Annotated in this window: 21 protein-coding genes; 7 read left to right on the top strand and 14 right to left on the bottom strand. The window is 68.7% G+C overall.

What is annotated here, in order from left to right; translation table 11 throughout:
• The 3 genes from gltD to ACX1DX_RS02830 form a co-directional block, all read right to left on the bottom strand.
• Positions 1 to 1,467 carry a glutamate synthase subunit beta gene (gene gltD / locus ACX1DX_RS02840; RefSeq protein WP_182764718.1) on the bottom strand — a complete coding sequence of 489 codons (1,467 nt, stop codon included), beginning with the start codon at positions 1,465 to 1,467 and terminating at the stop codon, positions 1 to 3.
• Entirely contained in the window at positions 1,460 to 5,989 is a 4,530-nt protein-coding gene (gltB, locus tag ACX1DX_RS02835) for a glutamate synthase large subunit (protein WP_459397595.1), read from the bottom strand. The genes gltD and gltB overlap by 8 nt, the downstream gene beginning before the upstream one ends.
• Before the next feature lie 168 nt (positions 5,990 to 6,157).
• Positions 6,158 to 6,655, bottom strand: coding sequence for a hypothetical protein (locus ACX1DX_RS02830; protein WP_459397594.1), 498 nt, complete (start codon positions 6,653 to 6,655; stop codon positions 6,158 to 6,160).
• A 104-nt stretch (positions 6,656 to 6,759) separates the two neighbouring features.
• On the opposite strand from ACX1DX_RS02830, the gene ACX1DX_RS02825 reads away from it, so the two are divergent.
• Positions 6,760 to 7,602, top strand: coding sequence for a sigma-70 family RNA polymerase sigma factor (locus tag ACX1DX_RS02825; protein WP_182764721.1), 843 nt, complete (start codon positions 6,760 to 6,762; stop codon positions 7,600 to 7,602).
• Between the two features lie 10 nt (positions 7,603 to 7,612).
• On the opposite strand, the gene ACX1DX_RS02820 is transcribed toward ACX1DX_RS02825, so the two are convergent.
• The 3 genes from ACX1DX_RS02820 to dnaG all read right to left on the bottom strand — a co-directional run bounded on the left by ACX1DX_RS02820 (position 7,613) and on the right by dnaG (position 11,510).
• Positions 7,613 to 9,208, bottom strand: coding sequence for a monocarboxylic acid transporter (locus ACX1DX_RS02820; protein ID WP_459397593.1), 1,596 nt, complete (start codon positions 9,206 to 9,208; stop codon positions 7,613 to 7,615).
• Positions 9,208 to 9,573 carry a DUF485 domain-containing protein gene (locus ACX1DX_RS02815; protein WP_076059045.1) on the bottom strand — a complete coding sequence of 122 codons (366 nt, stop codon included), beginning with the start codon at positions 9,571 to 9,573 and terminating at the stop codon, positions 9,208 to 9,210. Before ACX1DX_RS02815 ends, ACX1DX_RS02820 begins: the two co-directional genes overlap by 1 nt.
• Before the next feature lie 98 nt (positions 9,574 to 9,671).
• A complete protein-coding gene (gene dnaG / locus ACX1DX_RS02810; RefSeq protein ID WP_076059047.1) occupies positions 9,672 to 11,510 on the bottom strand; it encodes a DNA primase in 1,839 nt (612 codons plus the stop codon).
• A gap of 56 nt (positions 11,511 to 11,566) precedes the next feature.
• Between dnaG and ACX1DX_RS02805 the strand changes: the two genes are divergently transcribed.
• On the top strand, positions 11,567 to 12,331 hold the full coding sequence (locus tag ACX1DX_RS02805) for an ABC transporter permease (protein ID WP_459397592.1): 765 nt from the start codon (positions 11,567 to 11,569) through the stop codon (positions 12,329 to 12,331).
• A 16-nt stretch (positions 12,332 to 12,347) separates the two neighbouring features.
• Here the strand turns inward: ACX1DX_RS02805 and ACX1DX_RS02800 are convergent, their stop codons facing one another.
• The 4 genes from ACX1DX_RS02800 to ACX1DX_RS02785 all read right to left on the bottom strand — a co-directional run bounded on the left by ACX1DX_RS02800 (position 12,348) and on the right by ACX1DX_RS02785 (position 16,385).
• On the bottom strand, positions 12,348 to 13,454 hold the full coding sequence (locus ACX1DX_RS02800) for an HD domain-containing protein (protein WP_459397591.1): 1,107 nt from the start codon (positions 13,452 to 13,454) through the stop codon (positions 12,348 to 12,350).
• A 39-nt stretch (positions 13,455 to 13,493) separates the two neighbouring features.
• Positions 13,494 to 14,792, bottom strand: coding sequence for a citrate synthase (locus ACX1DX_RS02795; protein ID WP_459397590.1), 1,299 nt, complete (start codon positions 14,790 to 14,792; stop codon positions 13,494 to 13,496).
• A gap of 76 nt (positions 14,793 to 14,868) precedes the next feature.
• A complete protein-coding gene (gene dusB / locus ACX1DX_RS02790) occupies positions 14,869 to 16,020 on the bottom strand; it encodes a tRNA dihydrouridine synthase DusB (RefSeq protein WP_459397589.1) in 1,152 nt (383 codons plus the stop codon).
• A 65-nt stretch (positions 16,021 to 16,085) separates the two neighbouring features.
• Positions 16,086 to 16,385 carry an antibiotic biosynthesis monooxygenase family protein gene (locus ACX1DX_RS02785; RefSeq protein WP_182764729.1) on the bottom strand — a complete coding sequence of 100 codons (300 nt, stop codon included), beginning with the start codon at positions 16,383 to 16,385 and terminating at the stop codon, positions 16,086 to 16,088.
• A 52-nt stretch (positions 16,386 to 16,437) separates the two neighbouring features.
• Here ACX1DX_RS02785 and ACX1DX_RS02780 point away from each other — a divergent pair, with 52 nt between their 5' ends.
• The 4 genes from ACX1DX_RS02780 to ACX1DX_RS02765 are packed head-to-tail and all read left to right on the top strand — an operon-like array spanning position 16,438 to position 19,480.
• Positions 16,438 to 17,367: a metal ABC transporter substrate-binding protein gene (locus ACX1DX_RS02780; protein ID WP_459397588.1), complete on the top strand. Its 930-nt coding sequence runs from the start codon at positions 16,438 to 16,440 to the stop codon at positions 17,365 to 17,367.
• Complete coding sequence (locus ACX1DX_RS02775; protein ID WP_459397587.1) at positions 17,354 to 18,106, top strand: metal ABC transporter ATP-binding protein; 753 nt, start codon at positions 17,354 to 17,356, stop codon at positions 18,104 to 18,106. The genes ACX1DX_RS02780 and ACX1DX_RS02775 overlap by 14 nt, the downstream gene beginning before the upstream one ends.
• A complete protein-coding gene (locus ACX1DX_RS02770) occupies positions 18,103 to 19,089 on the top strand; it encodes a metal ABC transporter permease (protein ID WP_459397586.1) in 987 nt (328 codons plus the stop codon). The genes ACX1DX_RS02775 and ACX1DX_RS02770 overlap by 4 nt, the downstream gene beginning before the upstream one ends.
• Complete coding sequence (locus ACX1DX_RS02765; RefSeq protein ID WP_076059064.1) at positions 19,076 to 19,480, top strand: Fur family transcriptional regulator; 405 nt, start codon at positions 19,076 to 19,078, stop codon at positions 19,478 to 19,480. Before ACX1DX_RS02770 ends, ACX1DX_RS02765 begins: the two co-directional genes overlap by 14 nt.
• On the opposite strand, the gene ACX1DX_RS02760 is transcribed toward ACX1DX_RS02765, so the two are convergent.
• Positions 19,477 to 20,298, bottom strand: coding sequence for a Cof-type HAD-IIB family hydrolase (locus tag ACX1DX_RS02760; RefSeq protein ID WP_459397585.1), 822 nt, complete (start codon positions 20,296 to 20,298; stop codon positions 19,477 to 19,479). The two genes, ACX1DX_RS02765 and ACX1DX_RS02760, sit on opposite strands and share 4 nt — an antisense overlap.
• A 10-nt stretch (positions 20,299 to 20,308) precedes the next feature.
• Positions 20,309 to 21,031, bottom strand: a complete 723-nt coding sequence (gene recO / locus ACX1DX_RS02755) for a DNA repair protein RecO (RefSeq protein WP_076059069.1) — start codon at positions 21,029 to 21,031, stop codon at positions 20,309 to 20,311.
• A 30-nt stretch (positions 21,032 to 21,061) separates the two neighbouring features.
• Between recO and ACX1DX_RS02750 the strand changes: the two genes are divergently transcribed.
• On the top strand, positions 21,062 to 21,826 hold the full coding sequence (locus ACX1DX_RS02750) for an isoprenyl transferase (protein ID WP_459397584.1): 765 nt from the start codon (positions 21,062 to 21,064) through the stop codon (positions 21,824 to 21,826).
• Positions 21,827 to 21,829: 3 nt separating this feature from the next.
• On the opposite strand, the gene ACX1DX_RS02745 is transcribed toward ACX1DX_RS02750, so the two are convergent.
• Entirely contained in the window at positions 21,830 to 22,792 is a 963-nt protein-coding gene (locus ACX1DX_RS02745; RefSeq protein WP_459397583.1) for an acyl-CoA thioesterase, read from the bottom strand.
• Between the two features lie 40 nt (positions 22,793 to 22,832).
• Positions 22,833 to 25,382 (bottom strand): DEAD/DEAH box helicase, encoded by a 2,550-nt coding sequence (locus ACX1DX_RS02740; protein WP_459397582.1) that lies wholly within the window; start codon positions 25,380 to 25,382, stop codon positions 22,833 to 22,835.
• Between the last annotated feature and the right edge of the window lie 46 nt (positions 25,383 to 25,428).

The raw sequence follows: 25,428 nt of genomic DNA, 5'->3' as shown, positions 1-25,428 counted from the left end.
TCACACGAGGAGTTGCCGCACCTCCGGTCCGATGGGCCTGGGAAGCTTGGACGAGCCACTCAGGTACTGGTCGACGCCCATGGCGCAGGAGCGGCCCTCGGCGATCGCCCAGACGATCAGCGACTGGCCACGGCCGGCGTCGCCACAGGCGAAAACGCCGGGCACGTTCGTAGCGAAGTCCTCGTCGCGCAGGATGTTGCCGCGCGGGTCGAGCTCCAGGCCGAGTTCCTGCACCAGGCCCGTCTGCTCCGGGCCGGTGAAGCCCATGGCCAGCAGCACGAGCTGAGCGGGGATGTGCCGTTCAGTCCCCTCGACGGGTTCGAAGCGGCCGGCGTCGAAGCGCACCTCGACGATGTCCAGCCCTGCGACCCGGCCGTCGTCGTCGCCGACGAACTGCAGGGTGGAGACGGCGTACATGCGGTCGCCGCCCTCCTCGTGCGCCGACGAGACCTTGAAGGTCATGGGATACGTCGGCCAGGGCTGGCCGGCGGGCCGGACCTCCGGCGGCATCGGCATGATCTCCAGCTGGGTGATGGAGCGCGCCCCCTGGCGGATGGAGGTGCCGAGGCAGTCCGCTCCGGTGTCGCCGCCGCCGATGATGACGACGTCGCGGCCCTCCGCCGTGATCTGGCCATCGACGCTCTCGCCCAGCGCGGCCCGGTTGGCCTGCGGCAGGAACTCCATCGCCTGGTGGATGCCGGCCAGTTCGCGGCCGGGCACGGGCAGGTCGCGGGCCGCGGTGGCCCCGATGGCCAGGACCACGGCCTCGTACTGCTCCCGGAGCTCCGCGCCGGTGATGTCGACGCCGATCTCAACGCCGGTCTTGAACTGCGTACCCTCGAGCACCATCTGCTTCAGGCGGCGGGTGACCACCGACTTCTCCAGCTTGAACTCCGGAATCCCGTAGCGCAGCAGCCCGCCGATGGCGTCGGCCCGCTCGTACACGACGACGGTGTGCCCGGCCCTGGTCAGCTGCTGAGCGGCCGCCAGACCCGCGGGCCCCGAGCCGACGACGGCGACCGTCTTGGCGGTGTGCCACTCGGGCTGCTGCGGCACGACGCGCGAGTCGTCCCACGCCTTGTCGATGATCGCGACCTCGACGTTCTTGATCGTCACGGCGTCGCGGTTGATGCCCACCACACAGGCCGTTTCGCAGGGCGCGGGACACAGCCGCCCGGTGAACTCCGGGAAGTTGTTCGTGGCGTGCAGACGCTCCAGCGCCGGCTGCCACTCGTCGCGCCACACCAGGTCGTTCCACTCGGGGATGAGGTTGCCCAACGGGCACCCGTTGTGGCAGAACGGGATGCCGCAGTCCATGCACCGGCCGGCCTGCTTGGTGATGATGGGCAGCAGCGCGCGCCCGGGCGTACCGGGGTAGACCTCTTTCCAATCGTGCACGCGCTCCTCGACGGGGCGGCGGGCGGCGACCTCGCGCGGAGTGGTCATGAAACCCTTGGGATCAGCCATGTGCGGCCTCCATCATCAGCTCGGTGGTCTGGTTCTCGTCGAGGCCGTCGGCCAGGGATTGCGCCTGGACGGCCATGATGCGTGCGTAGTCGCGCGGTTCCAGCTTGGTGAAGCGGCGGCTCAACCCGTCGTCGCTCAGCGCGAGCAGCGCGTCGGCCACGGTGGAGCCGGTCTCCTGGCGGTGTTCCTCCATGAGCGCGCGGATCCGGGCGAGGTCGGCGTGGCTGAGCGGGGCGGGGTCGACCAGCTCGGTGTTGAGCCGGAGCGGGTTGAGGTCGAGCACCCAGGCGACACCGCCGGACATGCCTGCGGCGAAGTTGCGCCCGGTGGGGCCGAGCACCAGCACCTCACCGCCGGTCATGTATTCGCAGCCGTGGTCGCCCACGCCCTCGACGACGGCGCTGGCCCCGGAGTTGCGCACGCAGAAGCGCTCGCCCACCCGGCCCCGCAGGAACAGCTGCCCGGACGTGGCGCCGTAGCCGATCACGTTGCCGGCGACGATCTGGTCAGCCGGGTCGAACGACACCTCCGACGGCGGGGTGACGATCAGACGACCGCCGGACAGGCCCTTGCCGAAGTAGTCGTTGGAGTCGCCGATGAGACGCAGGGTGACCCCCCGGGGCAGGAACGCCCCGAAGCTCTGGCCACCGGTGCCGGTGAGGGTGAAGTCGATGGTGCCCGGCTCCAGACCGACGCCGTCGGTGACCCGCGTGACGTGGTGGCCCAGCATGGTGCCCACCGTCCGGTCCACGTTGCGCACCGGCAGCGTGTGGCGCACCAGTTCCCCGTGGGTGAGGGCCGGTTCCGCCAGGCGGATCAGTTCCACATCCAGCTTGGCATCGAGGCCGTGGTCCTGCTCGACGGTGCGGTAGCGGCGGGTGCCCTCGGGCACGTCGATCTGCGCGAGGATGGGCGACAGGTCAAGGCCCTGTGTCTTCCAGTGCCCGACGGCACGGCTGACGTCGAGCAGGTCGACGCGGCCAACCGCCTCCTCGATCGAGCGCAGGCCCAGCGACGCGAGCAGTTCGCGCACCTCCTGGGCGATGAACTCGAAGAAGTTGACGACATGGTCAGGGTCGCCGTGGAACTTCCCGCGCAGTTCGGGGTTCTGCGTCGCCACGCCCACGGGGCAGGTGTCCTTGTGGCACACGCGCATCATGACGCAGCCGGACACCACCAGGGGCGCGGTGGCGAAGCCGAACTCCTCGGCGCCCAGCAGCGCGGCCACGAGCACGTCCCGGCCGGTCTTGAGCTGGCCGTCGCACTGCACGACGATGCGGTCCCGCAGGCCGTTGAGGAGCAGCGTCTGCTGTGTCTCGGCGAGGCCGAGCTCCCACGGGGCGCCGGCATGCTTGACCGACGTGAGCGGGGCCGCTCCCGTGCCGCCGTCGTGGCCCGAGATGAGCACGACGTCGGCCTTGGCCTTGCTGACACCGGCGGCCACCGTGCCCACGCCGATCTCGGAGACCAGCTTCACGTGGATGCGGGCCGACGGGTTGGCGCACTTCAGGTCGTGGATGAGCTGCTTGAGGTCCTCGATCGAGTAGATGTCGTGGTGCGGCGGCGGCGAGATGAGGCCGACGCCCGGCGTCGAGTGCCGCGTGCGGGCCACCCAGGGATAGACCTTGTTGCCGGGCAGCTGGCCACCTTCGCCGGGCTTGGCGCCCTGCGCCATCTTGATCTGGATGTCGTCGGCGTAGGTGAGGTACTCGGAGGTGACGCCGAAGCGGCCGGAGGCGACCTGCTTGATCGCGGAGCGGCGCAGCGGGTCGTGCAGCCGCTCCGGGTCCTCGCCGCCCTCGCCGGTGTTGGACTTCGCGCCCAGCCGGTTCATCGCGACGGCGAGGGTCTGGTGGGCCTCCATCGAGATGGAGCCGTAGCTCATCGCGCCGGTGGAGAACCGCTTCACGATCGAGCTGACCGGCTCCACCTCGTCGATGCTGATCGGCTCGGTACCGGTGAACTCCATGAGCGAGCGCAGCGTCATGATGCGTGCGGAGTTGTCGTTGACGAGCGCCGAGTACTTCTTGAACGCGTTGTAGTCGCCGGACTGCGTCGAGTGCTGGAGGCGGAAGACCGTCTCCGGGTCGAACAGGTGGGGTTCGCCCTCGCGGCGCCACTGGTATTCGCCGCCCACGAGGAGGTCGCGGTGGGCCAGGGGGATGCCGTCGGCCGGGTAGCCCAGCTGGTGGCGGGCCATGATCTCATCGGCGACCTCGTCCAGCCCCAACCCGCCGAGGCGGCTGGTGGTGCCGGTGAAGTACCGCTCGACGACCTGCTCGCTGAGGCCGACGCATTCGAAGATCTGCGCGCCGGTGTAGGAGGCGATGGTGCTCACGCCCATCTTGCTCATCACCTTGAGCACGCCCTTGGAGAGGGCCTTGGCCACGTTGGCGATGGCCTTCTCGGGGCTGACGTCGACGTAGATCTCGCGGCGCGCGAGGTCTTCGGCCGTTTCGAAGACGAGGTACGGGTTGACCGCCGCGGCGCCGTAGCCGAGCAGCAGCGCAACGTGGTGCACCTCGCGCACGTCGCCGGCCTCGACCACGAGCCCCACCTGTGTGCGGGTCTTCTCGCGGACGAGGTGGTGGTGGACGGCCGCGGTCAGCAGCAGCGACGGGATGGGCGCCAGCTCCGCCGTCGAATGGCGGTCCGACAGGACGATGGCGCGGGCGCCGCCGCGGATGGCTGCGGACACCTCGTCGCAGATCTCCTCCAGCTTGCGGGCCAGCGCGCGGCCACCGCCGGTCACCTTGTAGAGCCCGTGTACGACGTGGGTGGCGTAGCCGGGGAGGTCGCCGTCTCGGCCGAGGCGCACGATCTTGGCCAGCTGCTCCGAGTCGAGGATGGGCCGGTTCATGATGATCATGCGGGCGGCCGCCGGCACGGGCTCGAGCAGGTTGCGCTCGGGTCCGATCTTCGCCGTGAGGGAGGTGACCAGCTCCTCGCGGATCGCGTCGAGCGGCGGGTTGGTGACCTGGGCGAAGAGTTGCTTGAAGTAGTCGAAGATCAGCCGGGGCCGCTGGCTGAGCACCGCGATGGGCGCGTCGGTGCCCATCGAGCCGATCGCCTCGACGCCGGTGTTCGCCATGGGAGCGATGATCGAGCGCAGTTCCTCGTGGGAGTAGCCGAACACCTGCTGTCGGCGCGTGACCGAGGCGTGCGAGTGCACGATGTGCGCGCGGCTCGGCAGCTTGTCGAGCTCGATCTTGTTGTCGGCCACCCACTGGCGGTAGGGGTGCTCGGCGGCGAGCGCGCCCTTCACGTCGTCGTCGGAGACGATGGCGTGCCGGTCCAGGTCCACGAGCAGCATGCGGCCCGGCTGCAGCCGGCCCTTGCGCACCACGTCGGCGTGCGCGATGGGCAACACGCCGGCCTCCGAGGCGAAGACGACCAGCCCGTCGCGGGTCTCCCAGTACCGGCCGGGGCGCAGCCCGTTGCGGTCGAGGCACGCGCCGATGACGGAGCCGTCGGTGAAGGTCATACAGGCGGGGCCGTCCCAGGGCTCCATGATCATGGAGTGGAACTCGTAGAACGCGCGGCGGTCCGGGTCCATCTCCGCGTGCGACTCCCAGGCCTCGGGAATCATCATGAGGACGGCGTGCGGCAGTGACCGGCCGCCCAGGTGCAGGAGTTCCAGCACCTCGTCGAAGGAGGCGGAGTCGGAGCCTTCGGGGGTGCAGATCGGAAACAGCCTGGACAGCGAGCCGGGGATCTTGTCGCTGGTGAGGAGGGCTTCGCGGGCCCGCATCCAGTTGCGGTTGCCGCGGACGGTGTTGATCTCGCCGTTGTGGGCGATCATCCGGTAGGGATGGGCCAGTTCCCAGGCGGGGAAGGTGTTGGTGGAGAAGCGTGAGTGCACCAGCGCCAGCGCCGAAGCGACCCGGTCGTCGTGCAACTCGGGGAAGACCTCTTCGAGTTGGTCCGTGGTCAGCATGCCCTTGTAGACGAGCGTGCGCGACGACAGCGACGCGAAGTAGACGCCCACCTCGTGCTGCACGCGACGGCGCAGGACGAACGTGAACCTGTCGAGGTCGATGCCCGACTGGTCTTCCCGGCCCGCGACCACCAACTGCTCGAAGTGCGGCATCGCGCCCACGGAGATGGGCGACAACGTGTGGGTGTCGACGGGCACCTCGCGCCAGGCGAGCACGTCGAGGTCCACCTCCTCGGCGATGGCCCCGATGGCCTCCTTGGCGGCGGCACGCTCCGCCTCGTCGGTGGGCAGGAACGCCAGGCCGACGGCGTACTCCCCCGCGTCGGGCAGCTTGACGTCGAGCACGCCGCGCAGGAACGCGTCCGGCACCTGGATGAGGATGCCGGCGCCGTCGCCCGCCGCCGTGTCGGCACCGGTCGCGCCGCGGTGGTCCAGGTTCCGGAGTGCTTCCAGGCCCTTCGCGACGATGTCGTGGCGCGCCACCCCGTCGAGATGGGCCACGAAGGCCACGCCGCACGCGTCGTGCTCGTTGACCGGATCGTAGAGGCCGACCTTCTCGCGCTGTGGGAACACACGTCTCGTCATGGCGGATCCTCCTGGTTTGAGGGCGTGACACCACCAGGTGCCCGGTGGCCGGAAAGAACAGTAAGTCCGCCGCTGATCCGGCGCAACGCAATCCAGCACCATACGAAAGAGCTTAAAAAGCTTGTAACGCGACCGAAACGAAAAGAGCCCGCCGCCGCCCCTCAGCGGCTAGAAGTACTCGGTGCGCAGCCTGTCCGTCTCTGCCACCACGGTCTCGCGGGTGACCGGGTCATTCAGGTCCGCACCACCCGAGGGCACCGCGTACCAGTGCGTCTGCGGGTCAGCGGAAAGGCTGCGCCGGCCGACGACCTGTACCTGCCCGCGCGGCCTGGCGTCCACCACGGACTGGACCAGCGTCGACGCCAGCACCCGCTCCCGGAAGGCCTCCGGCACGCGGTTCTCCTCGGTCAGCGCCGCCTCGAAGCGTTCGCCGTCCATCGTGCGCCATGTGAACGTGCCCGACTCGCCGTTCCAGGAGCCGCCCGCCACCAGTTCCCACCGCCACACCTGCCACTGCCCCTCGCGGCGCAGCGCCAGTTCCTCCCGCGTGATCGCGAGGACGACGTCGCCGTCGCCGATGCCGTGGGCCAGGACGTGGGGCTGCCTGCCCAGGACGGCCGCAAGGCCTGAGAAGTCGACGCGGGTGGGCCGCTTGAAGAACGCCATGGGCCCATTGTGCCCTGTGGAAAAGAAGTGTTGTCCGTTGCGCGTTGTCCACATCCCCCTCCCCGATCGCCACCGCGGCCCGCCTGCTCGGCAGGGTGGGCGACATGAAGATCCCAGAGCTCGATCTCCCCCATGTCATGCTCGCCACGGGCGAGGACGCCCAGCTGGCCAGGGCCGTCGAGGCCGGCCTGTATGCGCACCACCTGATCGCGGAGGGCAGGCGTGATCCCCGGCTGCCGGCGGTGGTGGCGCTGGGGCGGCGGGCCGCCGAACGGTTCGCGTGGGTGGGGATCCGGATGGCCCTCAAATACGCCCGTCGTACCGCCTATCTGTCCGGCCTGCCCGAGGACGAACTGTTCCAGGACGGTTGCGTGGCGGTGGGCGAGGCGATCCGCCGCTACGACCACGCCCGCGGGATCAGGTTCTCCACCTTCGTCCACGAGTACCTCATGCGGGAGCTGGCCGACGGGGGCCGCCATTGGATCGGCCGGCCCACCGTCAGCCGGGCGGACAGACGGGCCGCGCGCATGGCGATCCGTGCCATGGACGCCCGTGGGCTTGACGACTCCGAATCCGCTGTAGACACTGTCGTGACCGCGATGGGCCTGTCCCCCACCGCCGCCCGCAGAGGTCGCATCCGGCACGTCAGTCTCGACGTCGCGCTGGAAAGCACCGGGCTTGCGCACCTGAGCTACGAGCCGGGCCACGGGCAGGGGCTGGATTTCCTGGCCCTCCTGGTGCCCCGGCATCGCCGGCTCCTGCAGTTGCGCTTCGGGCTCACGGGGCAGGCCCGCACGCTGGCGGAGATTGCGCAGATCATGCAGGCCTCCCCCTCCACGGTCAGCCGGTGGGAGCGGGAGGCGCTGGAGGCCGCCCGCCTCCTCTTGGCCGGGGAACGCACGACGGCGGCGGCCGCCTACAGTGAGGCGGCCGCCGCCGTCGGGTGAGGGCGTGGCCTCAGTGCGAGATGGCCTCGCCGGCACCGGCGCCGGTCATGGAGCGGACCTCCATCTCGATGGCGAACTCGTCGTCACCGCGTGTGGGCGACGAGATCGTGCCCAGATAGCCCGCCAGGAAGGCCAGCGGCACGCTGACCAGAGCAGGGTTCGTCAGCGGGAACCAGGCGAAGTCGATCGCCTCCCCCAGCATCGCCGTCTTGGAGCCGGAGATGGCCGGGGAGAAGACGATCAGCACGGTCGCGGAGATGAGTCCCGTGTAGATCGACCAGACGGACCCGCGAGTGTTGAACCGCTTCCAGTACAGGGTGTACAGGATCGACGGCAGGTTCGCGGAGGCCGCCACGGCGAACGCCAGCGAGATGAGGAAGGCGATGTTCTGGCCGTTGGCGACGATGCCACCGAGGATGGCGAGGAAGCCCACCACCACGGAGGTGTAGCGCGCGACCTTCACCTCCTGGGCGGGATCAGCCTTACCGTCCTTGATGATGTTGTTGTACACATCATGGGCGAACGACGCGGACGCCGTGATGGTGAGCCCCGCGACCACCGCGAGGATGGTGGCGAAGGCCACGCCGGAGATGATGCCCATGAAGACCTCGCCACCGAGGTTGAGCGCCAGCAACGGGGCCGCGGAGTTCTGGGCGCCGGGGGCGGCCATGATCGCGTCCTGCCCCACGAGCTTGGCCGCGCCGAGGCCGAGGACGAGGGTGAACAGGAAGAAGATGCCCACCAGGATGATGGCCCAGACCGCCGAGCGGCGGGCCTCCTTCGCCGTCGGCACGGTGTAGAAGCGCATCAGCACGTGCGGCAGGCCCGAAGGGCCGGCGATCAGCGCGATGGACAGCGACAGGAACGACAGTTTGGTCCAAATGGACGTGCCGTACTGCTGCATGGGGGCGAGCAGGTCGTTGTTGGCCGCCGCGTCTGCCGCCATGGCCAGCTTGTCGAAGTTGAACCCGTCGCCCATGAGCACCAGGAAGGTCATGATGGCGGCGCCCGTGACCAGCAGCACGGCCTTGATCATCTGCACCCAGGTGGTGCCCTTCATCCCGCCGATCAGCACGTAACCGACCATGAGCACGCCCACCAGACCGATGACGACGCCCTGCATGGACTTGTCGGTGACCCCCAGCAGCAGCGCCACGAGGCCACCCGCGCCGGCCATCTGCGCCAGCAGGTAGACCAGCGAGATGATCAGGGTGGACGTGGCGGCGGCGGTCCGGATGGGCTTCTGTTCCATGCGGAAGCTGAGCACGTCGGCCATGGTGTACTTGCCCGTGTTGCGCATCGGCTCCGCCACGAGGTACAGCGCCAGGAGCAGCGCGACGAAGAAGCCCACCGAATACAGGAAGCCGTCGTAACCGTAGAGCGCGATGGCTCCGGTCACGCCGAGGAAGGCCGCGGCCGAGAGGTAGTCGCCTGTGATGGCGAGTCCGTTCTGCCGGCCGGAGAACTTGGCGCCGCCGGTGTAGAAGTCGGTCGCCTTGGTCTTCTGGCGGCTGACGACGATGACGACGGTGAGCGTCGCCAGGACGAACACGGCGAACACGGCGATGTTGATCCAGGGGTTGCCGTACTGGGTCTCGAGCAGCATCACACCGCCCCCTTCTCGATGAGTTCCTGCTTGAGCTCAGCCGAGACCGGATCCAGCTTCGTGTTGGCGTAGTTGACGTAGATGGCCGTCCAGACCCACACGAGGGCGAACTGGAAGAAGCCGATCACCAACCCGACGTTGACGCCCTCGAGGCCGAGGAACGGCGAGGACATGAAGTCAACGGCGAAGATGGACAGCACCACGAAGGTGAAGTACGAGGCCAGCCCGGCGATGGTCATCGGGAAGGCGAAGTTGCGGAAGCGCGAGCGCAGCTGCTGGAACCGCTGGGAGCGGGCCACTTCCAGGAAGACCTCACGGCTGTTGTTCTGGATCGGGGAGGGTTCGGTTGTTCGGCCTTGGGACATCGTTCTCCTGAAGGTCGGCGAGACCACATTGTCTCGACGTCAAGATAATACGCAGATGCGTTGAGCGATTGCAAGAATTTGCCTGCAACTGCCTGCTGTCAGGCTAGTCCTACATGCTGTAGTTGTTTGCGTTTCATCTCCAACTGGGTCAGGTGTGCGAACTGCGAGCGGTGCCCCGTCGGGTCCTTGACCGGGTCGGTCCGCTGCAGCTTCGACTTCACGTCGGCGATCTCGCGCGTCACCCGGGTGAGTTGCAACTGTGCAGTGTGCGCCAGTGAATAACTTTCGTCGGGCTCCCGGAACAGGGGTTCCACAAGCAGCGCGACCACCAGTTGGGCCACCAGCTCATTGGGGGCCGCCGCGCGGACGCGGTCTGACCAGTTCTCGCCGTACTCCACCCCGGACAGCAGCCGGAAGACGGCGCGGTACCCGGGGTGCGTGAAATCCTCCTCCACCACGGAGTTCCAGGCCGTGTCGAAAGTGACGGGGTGTTGCAGCATCAGCTTCAGCGAATCGCGTTCGAGCCGCAGATGCGGGTCGTTCGGATTGGGCCAGCCGGGCTCGGCGGCGCGCTCCTCAGGCGCCGGGGGCGGCGGGGGTTCAACCGGCGCACCGGCATTGCGGCGGCCGAAGCGGCCGGCTTCGCGGCGCACGTCGTCGACGTCCATGCCCAGCACCCCGGCCAGCTCACGGAGGTACTGGTTGACCAGCGACTGGTCGCGGATCGCGCTGATGAGTTCGGCGCCTTCCCGTGCCGCCGCCAGCCTGCCGTCGGCCCTGTCCAGGTCGTAGCTCTTCGCGATGTTGTTCATCACGAACTGGTACAGCGGGATGCGTCGCGCCACGAGCTCGCGGACGGCCGCCTCGCCCTGCTGCAGCCGCAGGTCGCAGGGGTCGAGGCCGGTGGGTTCGACGGCGACGTAGGTCTGGGAGATGAAGTTCTGGTCGCCCTTGAAGACCTTGAGCGCAGCCGCCTGGCCCGCCTTGTCGCCGTCGAAGGTGAAGATGACCTCGCCGTGCAGGCCGCCCTGCGTGCCCATCAGCCGCTGCAGCAGGCGCGCGTGGTCGTCGCCGAAGGCCGTGCCGCACGAGGCGATGGCGGTCTCCACGCCGGCCAGGTGGGCGGCCATCACGTCGGTGTAGCCCTCGACGATCACGGCCTGCTGTTTGCGGCCGATCTCGCGGCGCGCCAGGTCGAGGCCGTACAGGACGTGCGACTTCTTGTAGACAGGGGACTCCGGGGTGTTGATGTACTTGGCCGGAAGGCGGTCGTCGTCGTAGATGCGCCGGGCACCGAAGCCGAGCACGGCCTGGGCGGAATCGCGGATGGGCCAGAGGACGCGACCGGTGAAGAAGTCCCGGCCCCCGTCGCGGATCAGACCCGCGGTCTTCAGCACGTCGTCGGTGAAGCCCTTGGCCTTGAGGGTCTGGTGCAACGCCCAGCCGTGCCGAGGGGCGTAGCCGACGGTGAAGCGCTGGGCGACGGCGCGGTCGAAGTCGCGGCCGTGTAGGAAGCGGCGGGCCTCCACCGCTTCTGCCGACTCCAACTGGTCGGCGAAGAACTCCTGCGCGGCTTCATTGGCCTCGAGCACCCGCTTGCGGAGACCGGGCGGCTGGCCCGGGACGCCATCGTCCTCGATGCGGAGGTCGACGCCGAAGCGGTCTGCGAGCATCTGGACGGATTCCTGGAACCCGAGGTTCTGCTGGCGCATCAGGAAGTTGATGACGTCGCCGCCCTCGCCGCAACCGAAGCAGTAGTAGAAACCGCGTGCCGGTGTGACGGTGAAGCTGGGGGTCTTCTCGTCGTGGAAGGGGCACAGGCCCTTGAAGGAACCGGAGCCGGCGTTGCGGAGCATGACGTAGTCGCGAATCACATCGTCGATCCGAGCCCGTTCCCGGACGGTTGCGATGTCCTCCTCATTGATCCGGCCAGCCACTCCGCAACTCTAGCCGCAACCCGGCAGCGATAGAGTTCGGGTGGATCGGAGGCTGGATGGAGATCGCAATCGGCTGGCCGTTGGCCGTCGGCCTGGTGCTGCTCGTGGCGCTGGGAGCCGGGGTGGCGCTGTGGGGCCGTGTGTCCGTGTGGCGCACCATCCCCTGGGTCGCCCTGCGCGCGGCCGTGCAGCTGTTGCTTGTCTCGTTCCTCGTCGGTTTCGCGCTCTCCCACTGGGCGCTGGCCTTCGCCTTCGTGTTCGTCATGTTCATCGTCGGCGTCCTCACCACGGCGCAGCGCACCGACATCAAGGGGCTCCGGGGGCACCTTGCGGTGGCCGTCGCAATGGCGGCAGGCGCCGTGCCCGTCCTGACGATCATCTTCGCCACCGGCACTGCGCCCCTGACCGGCCCGTCGATCGTGCCGATCGCGGGAATCATGGTGGGCAACATGATGACCGCGCACACGCTGGCGGGCCGCCGGAACTTCGCGGAGCTGCGTAACCGCCACGATGAGTACGAGGCCTGGCTGGCGCTCGGGGTGGAGCGGGGAAGGGCCATCCGCAACGTCGTCTCCCCCACGCTCCATGAGGCGCTCATCCCCTCGCTGGACCAGACCCGGACGGTGGGACTGGTGACGCTGCCCGGCGCCTACATCGGCGTGCTGCTCGGCGGCGGTTCCGCCTGGGACGCCGCCGCGGCCCAACTGCTGGTGCTCGTGGGCATCAACGCCGGCCAGGTGTGCACTGCGGTGGCCGCGCGCTGGCTGTCGACCAGGACGTGGCTCCTGCCGCCGGACCTCGCCGTCAAGCTGCACGCCTGACCGGACGCTTACCGGGTCAGGCTCCGCGGCCGATGCCCCGGGGCAACCTGGACGGGTCCCAGCCAAGGCGACGCTGCGCCTGCTCGAAGGCGAACCGGTCCGTCATCCCGCCCACATAGGCGACGGCGCCGCGCACGAGGTCGTCCCCGTGGTACTCCTGCGGCAAGGCCCGCGGGTTCTCCAGATAGAAGTTCACAAGGTCGCGCAACACGGCCACGACCGTGCTGGACTGCGCCACGGACTCGGGCCGCGTGTAGATCCGTTCGTAGTTGAACCGCCGCAGTTCGGCGAGGGCCTCGGCCGTCGTCGCATCCATGCCGACGGTGCCGGTCTCGCCCGTGGTCACGATCACCGCGTTGATGAACGTGGCCAACTGCTCGCGGCGGGTGGTGCCCACCACGTCACGGATCACGGGAGGCAGGTCCGCGAGGTCGACGATGCCGGCGTAGACGGCGTCCTCGAGATCGTGGGCGCAGTAGGCGATCCGGTCGGCCCAACTGACGATCTCCCCCTCGATGGTGGAGGGCGCCGGGCGGGACCAGGAATGGTTGCGGATGCCGTCGAGCGTCTCCAACGTCAGGTTGAGGGGTTCGAGCACCACGTCGGCGCCCCAGGGCCCGTGGTCGTAGCCGGTGGCGATGAACTCGTCGAAGGCGTCCTCTGAGGCGTGTCCCCCCGGCCCGTGCCCACAGTCGTGGCCGAGCGCGATCGCGTCCGTCAACGTCACGTTGACGCCGATCCCGCGGGCCATGGCGATGGCGCACTGAGCCACCTCGATGGCGTGCGTGAGGCGCGTGCGCTGGTGATCCGTCGGGTAGACCACCACCTGCGTCTTCCCCGCCAGCCTGCGGAAGGCGGCTGAATGCACGATGCGGTCGCGGTCGCGCTCGAAGCAGGTGCGCATCCGGTCCGGCGCCTCCGCCCGGGCGCGGTTCCCGGCGCCGGACGCGAAGGTCGCCTCCGGCGCATAGAGCGCGCGTTCCAGTTCTTCCCGCTGGGCACGCTCACGCGGCGGCCGGGCGCTGATGCGGGCCGACGACGAGCTGTGCGCGGTGATCACGTCGTCGCCGTGGCCGCGCATCGTGTGCGCCCAGAGCTTCGTGCGGGGCAGGATCTCGTTCATCGGCCCCCAGCCTAACGGGCCTGGTGGGCAGCCGACCGATCAGCGCTCGTTGCGCGGCACCCACTGCGACAGCTGGGGGCCGACGTAGACCTGCCGGGGCCGGTAGATCCGCTGCTTGGCGTCGTCGGTGACTTCCTTCCAGTGCGCGATCCACCCTGGCGTGCGTCCGATGGCGAACAGCACGGTGAACATGTCCACCGGGATGCCGATGGCACGCAGGATGATGCCGGAGTAGAAGTCGACGTTCGGGTACAGCCTGCGGGAGGCGAAGTAGTCGTCGGTCAGCGCCGCCTGTTCCACCTCCCGGGCGATGTCCAACAGGGGGTCGTCGATGTGCATGGCGTCGAGGAGCTTGTCCGCGGCCTCCTTGAGGATCTTGGCCCGCGGGTCGAAGTTGCGGTAGACCCGATGCCCGAAGCCCATGAGTTTGATGCCGGACTTCTTGTCCTTGGCGCGGTCGACGTACTGCTTGGCCGTCCAGGACCCCTCGTTGATCTGCTCCAACATGTCGATCACGCCCATGTTGGCGCCGCCGTGCAGCGGGCCCCAGAGCGCGTTCACGCCGGCGGAGACGGCGGCGTACAGGTTCGCGCCGGACGAGGCCACCATGCGGACCGTCGACGTCGAGCAGTTCTGCTCGTGGTCCGCGTGCAGGACGAGGAACATGTTGAGGGCGTGGGCCACTTCGGGGGTGGGCTCGTAGTCGCGGTACGGCACGGAGAACATCATGTGGAGGAAGTTCTCCGCGTACGGCAGATCGTAGCGGGGGTAGGCGATGGGCTGGCCGACGTGCGACTTGTAGGACGCGGCGGCGATGGTGCGGGTCTTCGCGAGCAGGCTCGCGGCCGCCTCACGGAAACCGTTGCCGGTGGTGAAGCCGTGCTCCGGCATGTCGTGGGCCTGCAGGGCGTTGATCATGGACGACAGGATGCTCATCGGGTGCGCGTTGACCGGGAATCCGTCGAAGTGCTTGCGCATGTCGCGGTGCAGCGCGGAGTTCTCCGTGAGCAGCGTTCGGAAGGTGGCGCGTTCCTCCTCGTCGGGGAGTTCGCCGAAGATCAGCAGTTCGGCGGTCTCGATGAAGCTCGAGCGCTCGGCCAGGTCTTCGATCGGCACGCCGCGGTAACGCAGGATGCCCTTCTCCCCGTCGATGAAGGTGATGGCCGACTGCGCCGAGCCGGTGTTCGCGTAACCCGGGTCCAGGGTGATGAGGCCGGTGTCCTGCCTGAGGTGCGCGATGTCGATCGCGCGCTCCCCCTCGGATCCGGTGACGATCGGCAGCCGGTGCTCGGCACCGTCGATCGTGATGGTGGCGTACTCCTGCATGGGCACCTCCATGTCCAGAGCCCCCTGGAGGAGGGCCGGGTGCGTCAAACCTACAGAAGACGCCCGTGCGGGCTCACCGGGGGTGGGACTAACCGCCTGAAACGTCCAGTTCCGCCTCGGACAGATCAAGGTCGCAACCCGAGGTGTCGTCATACCAACCGTGCGGGAGCACGACCTTGCCCCGGGGTGATCCCTGGCGCCCACGCGGGGTGCCGAGTTCGGCCACCGGGAACTCCGCACCGGCGTCCAGCATCCCGACCAGTTCTTCGAGTTCCGCCATCGAGGACACCATGGCGAACCGGCGGCGCAGCTCGCCCACCGGATAGCCCTTGAAGTACCACGCCATGTGCTTGCGCAGATCGACGATGCCGCGGGGACCCATCACCCGCGTGAGCAGTTCGGCGTGCCGCAGGAGCATCTGGCCCACCTCGCCCAACGAGGGACGCAGTCGCCGGCCCTCGCCGCGGAACGCGGCCGCCAAGTCGCCGAAGAGCCAGGGCCGCCCCAGGCAGCCGCGGCCGATGACCACGCCGTCGCAGCCCGTCTCGGCCATCATGCGCAGGGCGTCCTCGGCCTCCCAGATGTCGCCGTTGCCCAGCACGGGGATGTCGACCTCATCGACGAGTTCCTTGATGCGCGCCCAGTCGGCCTCGCCCGAGTACGCCTGCTGCACCGTGCGCCCGTGCAGGGCGATGGCGGCCGCGCCCTCTTCCTGCGCGATGCGGCCCGCATCGAGGAAGGTCTCGTGGTCCTCATCGATGCCGATGCGCGTCTTGATGGTCACCGGCACGCCGAATTCGTCCGCGGCCCTGACTGTTTCGCGGACGATGGCACGGAGGCGGTCGCGCTTGTACGGCAGCACTCCGCCGCCGCCCTTCCGGGTCACCTTGGGCACGGGGCAGCCGAAGTTGAGGTCGATGTGGTCCACGCTGTGCTCACGGATCAGGACGCGCGCGGCGCCGGCCATGGCGTCTGCGTCCACCCCGTAGAGCTGAACGGAGCGCGTGGTCTCCCCGGGGTCGAACTGCAGCATGTCGCGGGTCTTCTGGTCACCGACGACCAGACCGCGGGAGGTGATCATCTCGCAGACGTACAGGCCCGCACCCTGCTCCCGGCACAGTTGCCGGTAGGCCGCGTTGGTCACACCGGCCATCGGCGCCAGCACCACCGGCAACTCGACGACGACGGCGTCGGGGTTGCTGGGCGCATGCAGGCGGAGGGGTGCGGCGTTGACGGTCATGTGGTGGGGGTCCTCGGGATCGGCGACGGACCAGTCTAACCGCGCCCCGCCGGTCCGCCGAAAAGTCAGAGGCCCCTGGGGACGTTCTCGCCCAGTTCATCGGGCGGCAGGTACGCGCTGGGCTCGTCCAGCGCCCGCGACAGCAGCGGCGTGAGCAGCATCTTGGCGTCGAAACCGTTGAAGGAGCGGCGGTAGGCACCCACCGATTCCCACCGCGAGACCAGTGCCCACAACTCAGGTTCGTCGAGGTTCTGCACCAGGTCCATGCTGAGGCAGCCAGGCCGCTGGGACCACCACTCGACGGCGCCGGCGGCGTCCGCGGCAAAGGACGGGCCGGGTGAGGAGAAGCGACTGATGGCGAGCATGGTGCCACCGTACCGTTTGACTCACCGCCCAGCGCTGTTGATAATGGTTCTCATGAACGTGAAGCTCCGCGCCTCCCTGGCTGTCGCCGCAGCCACCACCCTCGTCCTCACCGCCTGCGGTTCCCCTTCATCCGGAGGCACCGGGGGTGAGGGCCCCACGGTGATCGCCGCGTTCTACCCGTTGCAGTGGGCGACGGAGCAGGTGCTGGGCGACGCCGAAGGCACCGTCGAGGTGCTCACCAAGCCGGGCGGCGAGGCCCACGGCCTCGAACTCACGCCGCGCCAGATCGCCTCGCTGACCGAATCCGACGTCGTGGTGTACCTCGAGGGATTCCAGCCCGAGGTCGACACCGCCGTCGCGCAGACAGGGAGCGAACGGGCCCTCAACGTGGCCGACGTGATCGAACTGGCCCCCATCGCCGAAGCCCACGGTCACGATGAGGCCGAGGACGAGCACACCGACCTCGACCCCCACTTCTGGCTCGATCCCGAGCGGATGGGCACCGTCGTCGAGGCCATCGCCGAGCGCCTCGCCGAAGCATCCCCCGAACAGGCCGACACCTACCGGGCCAACGCAGCGTCCGCCGTCGAAGAACTGAAGGCCCTCGACGAGGAGTACTCGACAGGCCTGAGCGAGTGCGTGCGCCGTGAATTCATCACCACCCACGCAGCGTTCAACTACCTGGCCGAACGCTACGACCTCGAGGAGATCGGCATCTCCGGCATCAACCCCGACGGCGAGCCCTCCCCCGCACGGATCGCGGAGGTCCACGAGGAGGCGAAGCGGCACGGCGTGACCACCATCTTCTTCGAGACCCTCACCTCGGATGCCATGGCGAAGTCGATCTCCGGCGACCTCGGGTTGAAGACCGCCGTGCTGGATCCCCTCGAAGGCGTCACTGAAGAATCACCGGGCGACGACTACCCTTCCATCATGCGCGCCAATCTGGAGGCGCTGAGGAGTGCCAATGACTGCAACTGACCCTCTCGACGCACGGGGGCTCTTCGTCTCGATGGGCGGCATGCCCATCCTGCGGGACGTGAACATCCACGTGGACAGCGGCGAGGCTGTCGCGCTGCTCGGCGGCAACGGCTCCGGCAAATCCACCCTGGTCAAGACCCTGCTGGGCCTGGTCCCCTACCAGGAAGGCTCCGTCGAACTCTTCGGCGAGCACCTCCCCGGTTTCCGCGACTGGTGGCGCGTCGGCTACGTGCCGCAGCACTCGGCCATCACAGTGGCCAATGCCACGGTCCGAGAGATCGCGTCCTCCGGCCGCTTGGCGCACCGCAGGCCGTTCCAGTGGTTGACGCGCAAGGACAAGGTGGCGCTCGACGAGGCCCTCGAACTCGTGGGTCTGCAGGAGCGGATGCACTGGCCGTTCGGGTCTCTGTCCGGCGGCCAGAAGCAGCGGGTGCTGATCGCGCGCGCCCTTTCCTCCCACCCCGATCTGCTGGTCATGGACGAACCCCTCGCCGGCGTGGATCTGCACAGCCAGTCCGGCATGGCCTCGTTGCTGAGCCGCCTGCGCGACGACGGCTTGGCGCTCCTGGTGGTCCTGCACGAACGCGGCTACATGGAGCCCATCCTCAGCCGCTCCGTGACGCTCTGCGACGGCCGCGTCGTGGACGACGAACACCCGTCGGCCGCTGAATGCGCGCCAGACCTGGCCACCGCCTCGGTGTTCGGCGTCGAGGACCCCCTGTCAGGAGTGCTCGCATGATCGACATCCTCTCGCTGCCGTTCATGCAGCGCGCGCTCGTCGCCGCCATGCTGAGCGGCCTCATCGCGCCCGCGATCGGCACCTTCATCGTGCAGCGCAAGATGAGCCTCCTGGGCGACGGGCTCGGCCACGTCGCCATCATGGGCGTGGGCCTCGCGCTCATGACCGGGAGCGCTCCCCTGCCCATCGCGGTGGTCACCTGCGTCATCGGTGCGATCGTCGTCGAACTGCTACGCCAGCACGGCAAGGCGTCGGGTGACCTGGCGCTGGCCATCCTGTTCTACGGCGGCCTCGCCTCCGGCGTGCTGATGGCCGGCATCGCCGGTCAGGGCGCCGCCGGCCTCTCGGGCTTCCTCTTCGGCTCGCTCACGTCCGTCAGCCAGACGGAGATCTACGTCATCATCGCGCTCGCGGTGCTCATCCTTGGCATCACCATCACGCTGGCCCCCCGGCTGTTCGCCGTGTCGGTCGACGAGAACTACGCCCAGGTGCTCGGCATCAGGGTGAAGTGGCTGAACCTGCTCGTGGTGGTCCTCGCCGCCGTCACCGTGACGGTCTCGATGCGCACCGTCGGGCTCCTCCTCATCAGCGCCCTGATGGTCATCCCCGTGGCCACGGCCCAGCAGTCGTTCGTGGGCTTCACCGCCTCCTTCTTCGGCGCGATGGGCATCGGCGCACTGGCGGCGGTGGGCGGCACCGTTGGTTCGTTCTACCTGGACACCGCCACCGGCGCCACCATCGTCGTGACCTCGATCGCTCTGCTGGGCGTGTCATGGCTCGTGGGAGGCAAGCTCAAACGGTCCAGCCGCTTCATCCCCTACGTCGAGGACCACGGCCAGCACCCGCACGAGAAGGCCGAGAACCACGACGACCGCCATGCCCGCCAGCCGGGCGTCCAGGTGATCCAGCATGGCGACCACCTGGACTTCGTCCACGACGGCCACCGCCACGCCCGCCACGGAGACCACTATGACGAGCACTGACGCCCCCCGCGCCGGCACCCGCCAGACCTGGCAGCGCGCCGCGGTGCGCGACCTCATGGAGCGCGTCGAGGAGTTCCGCACCGCTCAACAGGTGCACGACCTCCTCCGCGACGACGGCGCCAAGGTGGGCCTGGCCACCGTGTACCGGGCGTTGCAGTCGATGGCGGACGCCGACGAGGTGGACGTGCTGCGCACCCCCGAGGGCGAACTGGCCTACCGGGCCTGCTCCTCCGGTCACCACCACCACCTGGTGTGCCGCTCCTGCGGCCACTCGGTGGAGATCCAGGCCGACGAGGTGGAGGAGTGGGCGGCGCTGATGGCGCGCAAGCACGGCTTCACCGACGCCGGGCACGAACTGGAGATATTCGGCCTCTGCCGCGACTGTTCCTAGCCCCCGGCAGAGGCGAGGATCTCCTCGATCACGACGGCGACCCCGTCGTCGTCGTTGCTCAAGGTCACGTGGTCTGCAGCGGTGCGGGCCTCGGGCTCGCCGTTGGCCATGGCCACCCCCAGCCCGGCCCAGCGCAACATCTCCAGGTCGTTGATGTTGTCGCCGAAGACGACGACGTCGCTGCGGTCGATCCCCCGTGCTGCGCAGTAGCGCTCCAACGCGCTGGCCTTTGTCACGCCGTCGGGCCCGACCTCGAGGAAGGGAGCACCCGACGTCGTCGGGTGGCAGCCGTGCACCCGGAGGGCGCGTGCGGCGGCGAGCAGGTGGTCGGGCAGGATCGCGTCGTCACGCACCACCAACTTCAGTGAGGCCTCGGCCAGCACCTCCTCGCGTGGGCCGTACCAGTGGCGAACCGGCCACCGCGTCTCCCAGGCGCCGAGATCCTGGAGCCCCGGGTAGCCCTCTTCGGCCATGTACGACTCGCCTGCCGAACGGACCGACACCAGCTTGATGCCCGGGAACAGCTCCAGCAGCCGGTCGGCGATCTCCCGCTGGGAGGAGAGTTCCATCGTCTCCTCGAAGTGCACCTCGCGTGAGTTGAGGTTCATCGCCACGGCTCCGTTGGAGCCGATCGCGTCACCGTCGAGGGCAGTGCCCTGGACGATGGCAGCGATGGAGTAGGGCTGTCGCCCCGAGATCGCGATCACCTCGAGGCCGGCGTCCTTGGCCGCGCGGAAAGCGGCGCGGGTCCGCTCGGAGATCTGGTGCGCCGTCGTGATCAGGGTGCCGTCGACGTCGGTCGCCAGGAGTCGTGCCATGGCCCAGACCCTACCGCTCGAAATACGGCAACGATCTGAGCGCACGGTCAAGGTGCCAGGTGGCGTACGCGACCACCATGCCGTCCACACTCTTGGCGGTGCCCACGTCCGTGGCCGTGGCCGTGGCCCAGTCGCCCGCGAGCAGCGCGCCCAGGTGGACGGCCGCCCCTTCCTCCAAGGGTGCTGAGCCGGACGTCCGGCACGCGGTGCACACGGCCCCGCCGCTCTGGGGCGAGAACCAGCGCACCTCGGCGTTGTCGCAGCCGGCGCAGCGCACCGTCGAGACGGCGTAACCGGCCACCGCCAGGGACCGGAGCAGATAGGAGTCCACCACCAGGGGATACGGCCGCTGGGGGTCTTCCAGCGCCCTCAGGGCACCGGCCAGCAGCCGGTACTGCTGGACGGCTGGGCTACCCTCTTCGGACACGAGCCGGTCAGCGGTCTCGACAAGGACCTCGGCCGCCGTGAAGCGCGAGTAGTCAGCGGCGAGCCTGCTGACGTGCATCGCCTCGACCTGGGTCACCACCTCCAGCGAGCCGCGGCCCTCCGCGAACTGGATGTCCACCTGGCAGTAGGGCTCCAACCGGCCCCCGAAGCGGCTCGACGTCTTCCGGATGCCCTTGGCCACCGCCCGGATCTTGCCGTTGCGGCGCGTGAGGAACGTGATGATGCGGTCCGCCTCACCAAGCTGGTGGGTCCGCAGCACCACTGCTTCGTCACGGTAGGTGGGCACACCACGATGATAGGCCGGTAGTCTCGTGCCGTGCCCGAGCCCCGCCGTCGCCCCACCCCGCATCCCAGCGGTGCCACCCCACCACAGCTGCCGAAGCAGGCCCTCCCCCGCCACGTCGCGATCGTGATGGACGGCAACGGCCGCTGGGCGAAGCAGCGCGGGCTGAAACGCACCGAGGGCCACGCGATGGGCGAGGCGTCGCTGCTGGACGTGATCCACGGCGCCATCGAGATCGGCATCCCGTACCTGTCGGCCTACGCGTTCTCCACGGAGAACTGGAAGCGCTCCCCCGACGAGGTGCGCTACCTGATGGGCTTCAACCGCGACGTCATCCACCGTCGTCGAGACGAGTTGAACGAGTTGGGGGTGCGCATCCGCTGGGCGGGGCGGCGCCCCCGGCTGTGGGGATCGGTCGTCAAAGAACTCGAGGTCGCCGAGGAGATGAGCCGGCACAACACGACGCTGACGCTGCAGTTCTGCGTCAACTACGGTGGCCGGGCCGAGATCGTCGACGCCGCCCGCGAGATCGCACGGCTGGCCCGGGACGGGAAGCTCGACCCCGACAGGCTCACCGAGGACCGGTTCCAGAAGTTCCTGGACGAGCCGGAGATCCCGGACGTCGACCTGTTCCTGCGCTCCTCCGGCGAGCAGCGGATCTCGAACTTCCTGTTGTGGCAGTCGGCCTACGCCGAGTTCATCTTCCTGGACCGCCTCTGGCCGGATTTCAGCCGCCGCGACCTCTGGGCCGCCGTCGAGCAGTACGTCTCCCGCGACCGGCGGTTCGGCAGCGCCTGAGCCTCACTCGAAGTCCGGGGGGAACTCCCTCGGAAGAGGGCGGAGCAACTGCCGGCGCAGCTCGATGACCTTCTTGGCATGCTCGTCCAGCGCGATGTCGCCGAGCAGCTTCGGTTCCCAGGACGGCACGGGCCGCTTGCGGCCCTCCGCGTCCACTCCGCAGTACACGAACGTGCAGTGTGTGGTCTCGCGCAGCTCACGGGTGCGGGGGTCGCCGGACCGCACGGAGATCGACACGTGCATGCTGGTGTCGCCGGTGTGGATGAGCCTGGCGTCGACCTCCACGAGGTCGCCGATGAACATCGGCCGGTAGAACCGGACGCCGCCGGCGTACACCGACGCCACCGGGCCGGCGTGCCAGCGCTCCGCCACGACGCGGGCCGCGGTGTCGATCCAGGCCATCACGTAGCCGCCGTGCACCTTGCCGCCCCAGTTCACATCTGTGGGAGCGGCGAGGAAGCGCAGCGTCTCGCGGCAGACCTCGGTCTCGTCGCTGTAGATCTGGGCGCGCATGTCGGCCTCGATGGCCCGTCTGGCCGCGTTGAGTTCGACGGCGCGGGCGTGCTGCTCGAGCTCCCAGTCGTCCTGGGGGAAGAACTTCGGCACGCGCACCGGCTTGTCATTCTCCATCGCCACGAACTGCAGGATGCACTGGGTGTTGAGCACCCGTTCCGCCGAGCGCGGATCGCCGCTGGTGACGGTGCACACGATCTGCATCGACGTGGTGCCGGTGTAGACCACGCGCGCCTGCACGACGACGAGGTCGCCCACGCGGATGGGCTTCACGAAGTGGGTGTTGCCGACGTAGCCGGTGACGGCGAAGGTGCCCGCCCACCCGACGGCCGCGGCATAGCCAGCCTTGTCGATCCATTCGAGCACCTTGCCGGCGTCCATCACGCCGCGCACGTTGGCGTCGAACGGCTCCGCCAGGAAGCGCAGCGTCACACCGCGTCGTTGATCATTCATCGGCACTCCTTGTCCCGACGCTGAGCCTAGCCCTCTTCGCTCAGCCGAACCGCGCGAATTCCGTGGTGCGGACAACCGCGACACCGACGGCGTCGCTGGCGGCCAGATCCACCTCGGCAGCGATCCGCCAGTCGTGGTTGCCGTCGGGGTCATGGATGACCTGGGTCACCTTCCAGACGTCCTTGCCCTTCTCCAGCCGGAAGAGGTCCGGCCCGCGGGCGTCGCCGTCGAGCAGCACGTCGTCGTAGTCGTCCCAGTAGAGGGCGAGGGCCTCGTCCCAGTCGTCGCGGCTCATCAGGACCGGCATGGGGGGCTCCGTCAGTGCGGCGGCGGCCTCGTCGAGGCTGCCCAGCCCCTCCCAGTTGTCTGCGGCGACCAACTCGACCCGCCGGAACATCGCCGTGCGGATCATCGCGGTGAACGCGCGCTCGTTGCCCGTCACCGGACGGGGCGGGGGCGGCGGCGCACCCTGGGCGGCCAGGGCGGCCGCAGCGGCCACCTTGTCGGGGTCCGTGAGGAATTCCCATTCGTCGAGCAGCGACGAGTCCGTCTGGCGCACCGTCTCCCCCAGCCACTCAACGAGGTCGTCGAACTGCTCGGTGCGGTACTCGTCAGGCACGGTGTGGCGGAGGATCCGGTAGGCATCCGTGAGGTAGCGCAGTACCGTGCCCTCGCTGCGCTGCAGCTTGTACACGGAGATGAGCTGGGTGAAGTTCATCGCCCGCTCCCACATGTCGCGCACCACGGACTTGGGCGAAAGCCCCGTCGGGTCGACCCAGGGGTGGGCGCCGGCGTACAGCTCGAAGGCGGCCTCCAGGAGTTCGGCCAGCGGCTTGGGCCAGGTCACCTCCTCCAGGAGTTCCATGCGCTGGTCGTACTCGATGCCGTCGGCCTTCATCTGCGCGATGGCCTCGCCGCGGGCGACGTGCTGCTGCCCGAGCAGCACGTGGAACGGGTCCTCCAACACCGCCTCCATCACGGAGACGACATCCAGGTGGTAGGTGGGGGAATCCGGGTCGAGGAGTTCCAGCGAGGCGACGGCGAACGGTGCCAGCGGCTGGTTCAGCGCGAAGTTCTCGCTGACGCCCTCCCCCAGCTCGCACCAACTACCCGTCGCGTCTGGCTCGGCGCGCTTGACGAGCACGCCGGAGTTCAGCAGGCCCTTCGTCAGCACCAGGGCACGACGGCGGAGGGCCTTCTTGCGCTCGCGCCCCTCATGGCTGGACTCGATGAGGTGCACCATCGCCTCGTACCCGTTCCCCGGTCGCTGTGCGATGTTGAGAATGGTCGAATGGGTGACCTGCATGCGGGAGACGAGGTTCTCCGGTTCCGCCACGATGATCTTCTCGTAGACCTCGTCGTTCCAGCCGACGAAACCCTCAGGCGGCTTGCGGCGCACGACCTTGCGCCGCTTCTTCTCGTCGTCGCCCGCCTTGGCGAGCGCGCGCTCGTTCTCGATGACGTGCTCAGGCGCCTGGACGACGACGAACCCGACGGTGTCGAAACCGGCCCGGCCCGCGCGCCCCGCGATCTGGTGGAACTCGCGTGAGCGCAGCCTGCGGACGCGGTTGCCGTCGTATTTGCTCAACCCGGTGAACAGGACGGTGCGGATGGGCACGTTGATGCCCACGCCGAGGGTGTCGGTGCCGCAGATGACCTTGAGCAGGCCGGTCTGGGCCAGTTGCTCCACGAGGCGGCGGTACTTGGGCAGCATGCCTGCGTGGTGCACTCCGATCCCGCGCCTGACCAGCCCGGACAGGATCTTCCCGAAGCCGGGCCCGAACCGGAAGGCCCCGATCTCCTCCTGTATGCGTTCCGCGTCGTGCTTGGTGATGAAGTTGAGGCTGAGCAGGCCCTGGGCCCGTTCCAGCGCATCGGCCTGTGTGAAGTGGACGATGTACACGGGCGCCTTCTGCTCGTGCACCAGGTCTGTGACCTTCTCCTGCATGGGCGTCAGCGACCATTCGAAGATGAGGGGGACGGGGCGCTCTGCATCATCGATGATGCTGGTGCTGCGACCGGACCGCTCGGAGAGCTGCTCCATGAGCCGGTCCACGTCGCCAAGCGTGGCGCTCATCAGCAGGAACTGCGCCTGCGGCAGCTCCAGCAGCGGCACCTGCCAGGCCCATCCGCGGTCCGGCTCCGAGTAGAAGTGGAACTCGTCTGCGATGACCAGGCCGACGTCGGCGTTCCTGCCCTCACGCAGCGCGATGTTGGCCAGCACCTCAGCCGTGCAGCAGATGATGGGGGCGTCGGCGTTGACGGACGCGTCGCCGGTGACCATGCCGACGTTGTCTGCTCCGAAGACCTGGCACAGGGCGAAGAACTTCTCGCTCACCAGCGCCTTGATGGGCGCTGTGTAGAAGCTCACCCTGTCGGTGTTCAGCGCGGCGAAGTGCGCCGCGATCGCCACCAGCGATTTCCCCGAACCGGTGGGCGTGGCGAGGATGAGGTTGTTGCCGGAGAACAACTCGATCGCCGATTCCTCCTGATGCGGATACAGCGAGATGGACTGGCTCTCGGCCCAGGCCGTGAAGTGCTCGTAGAGGGAGTCGGCGTCACCGGCTACAGGGTCGGTGAGTTTCGGCATGCGTGCCAACCTACCCGATGCTCACCCTGTCCAGCTGCGCGAGGCC

The organism is Tessaracoccus zhenghani, from assembly GCF_054552775.1.
Note: the sequence above shows the minus strand (reverse complement) of the source record. Positions and strands in the feature narration are given on the sequence as shown.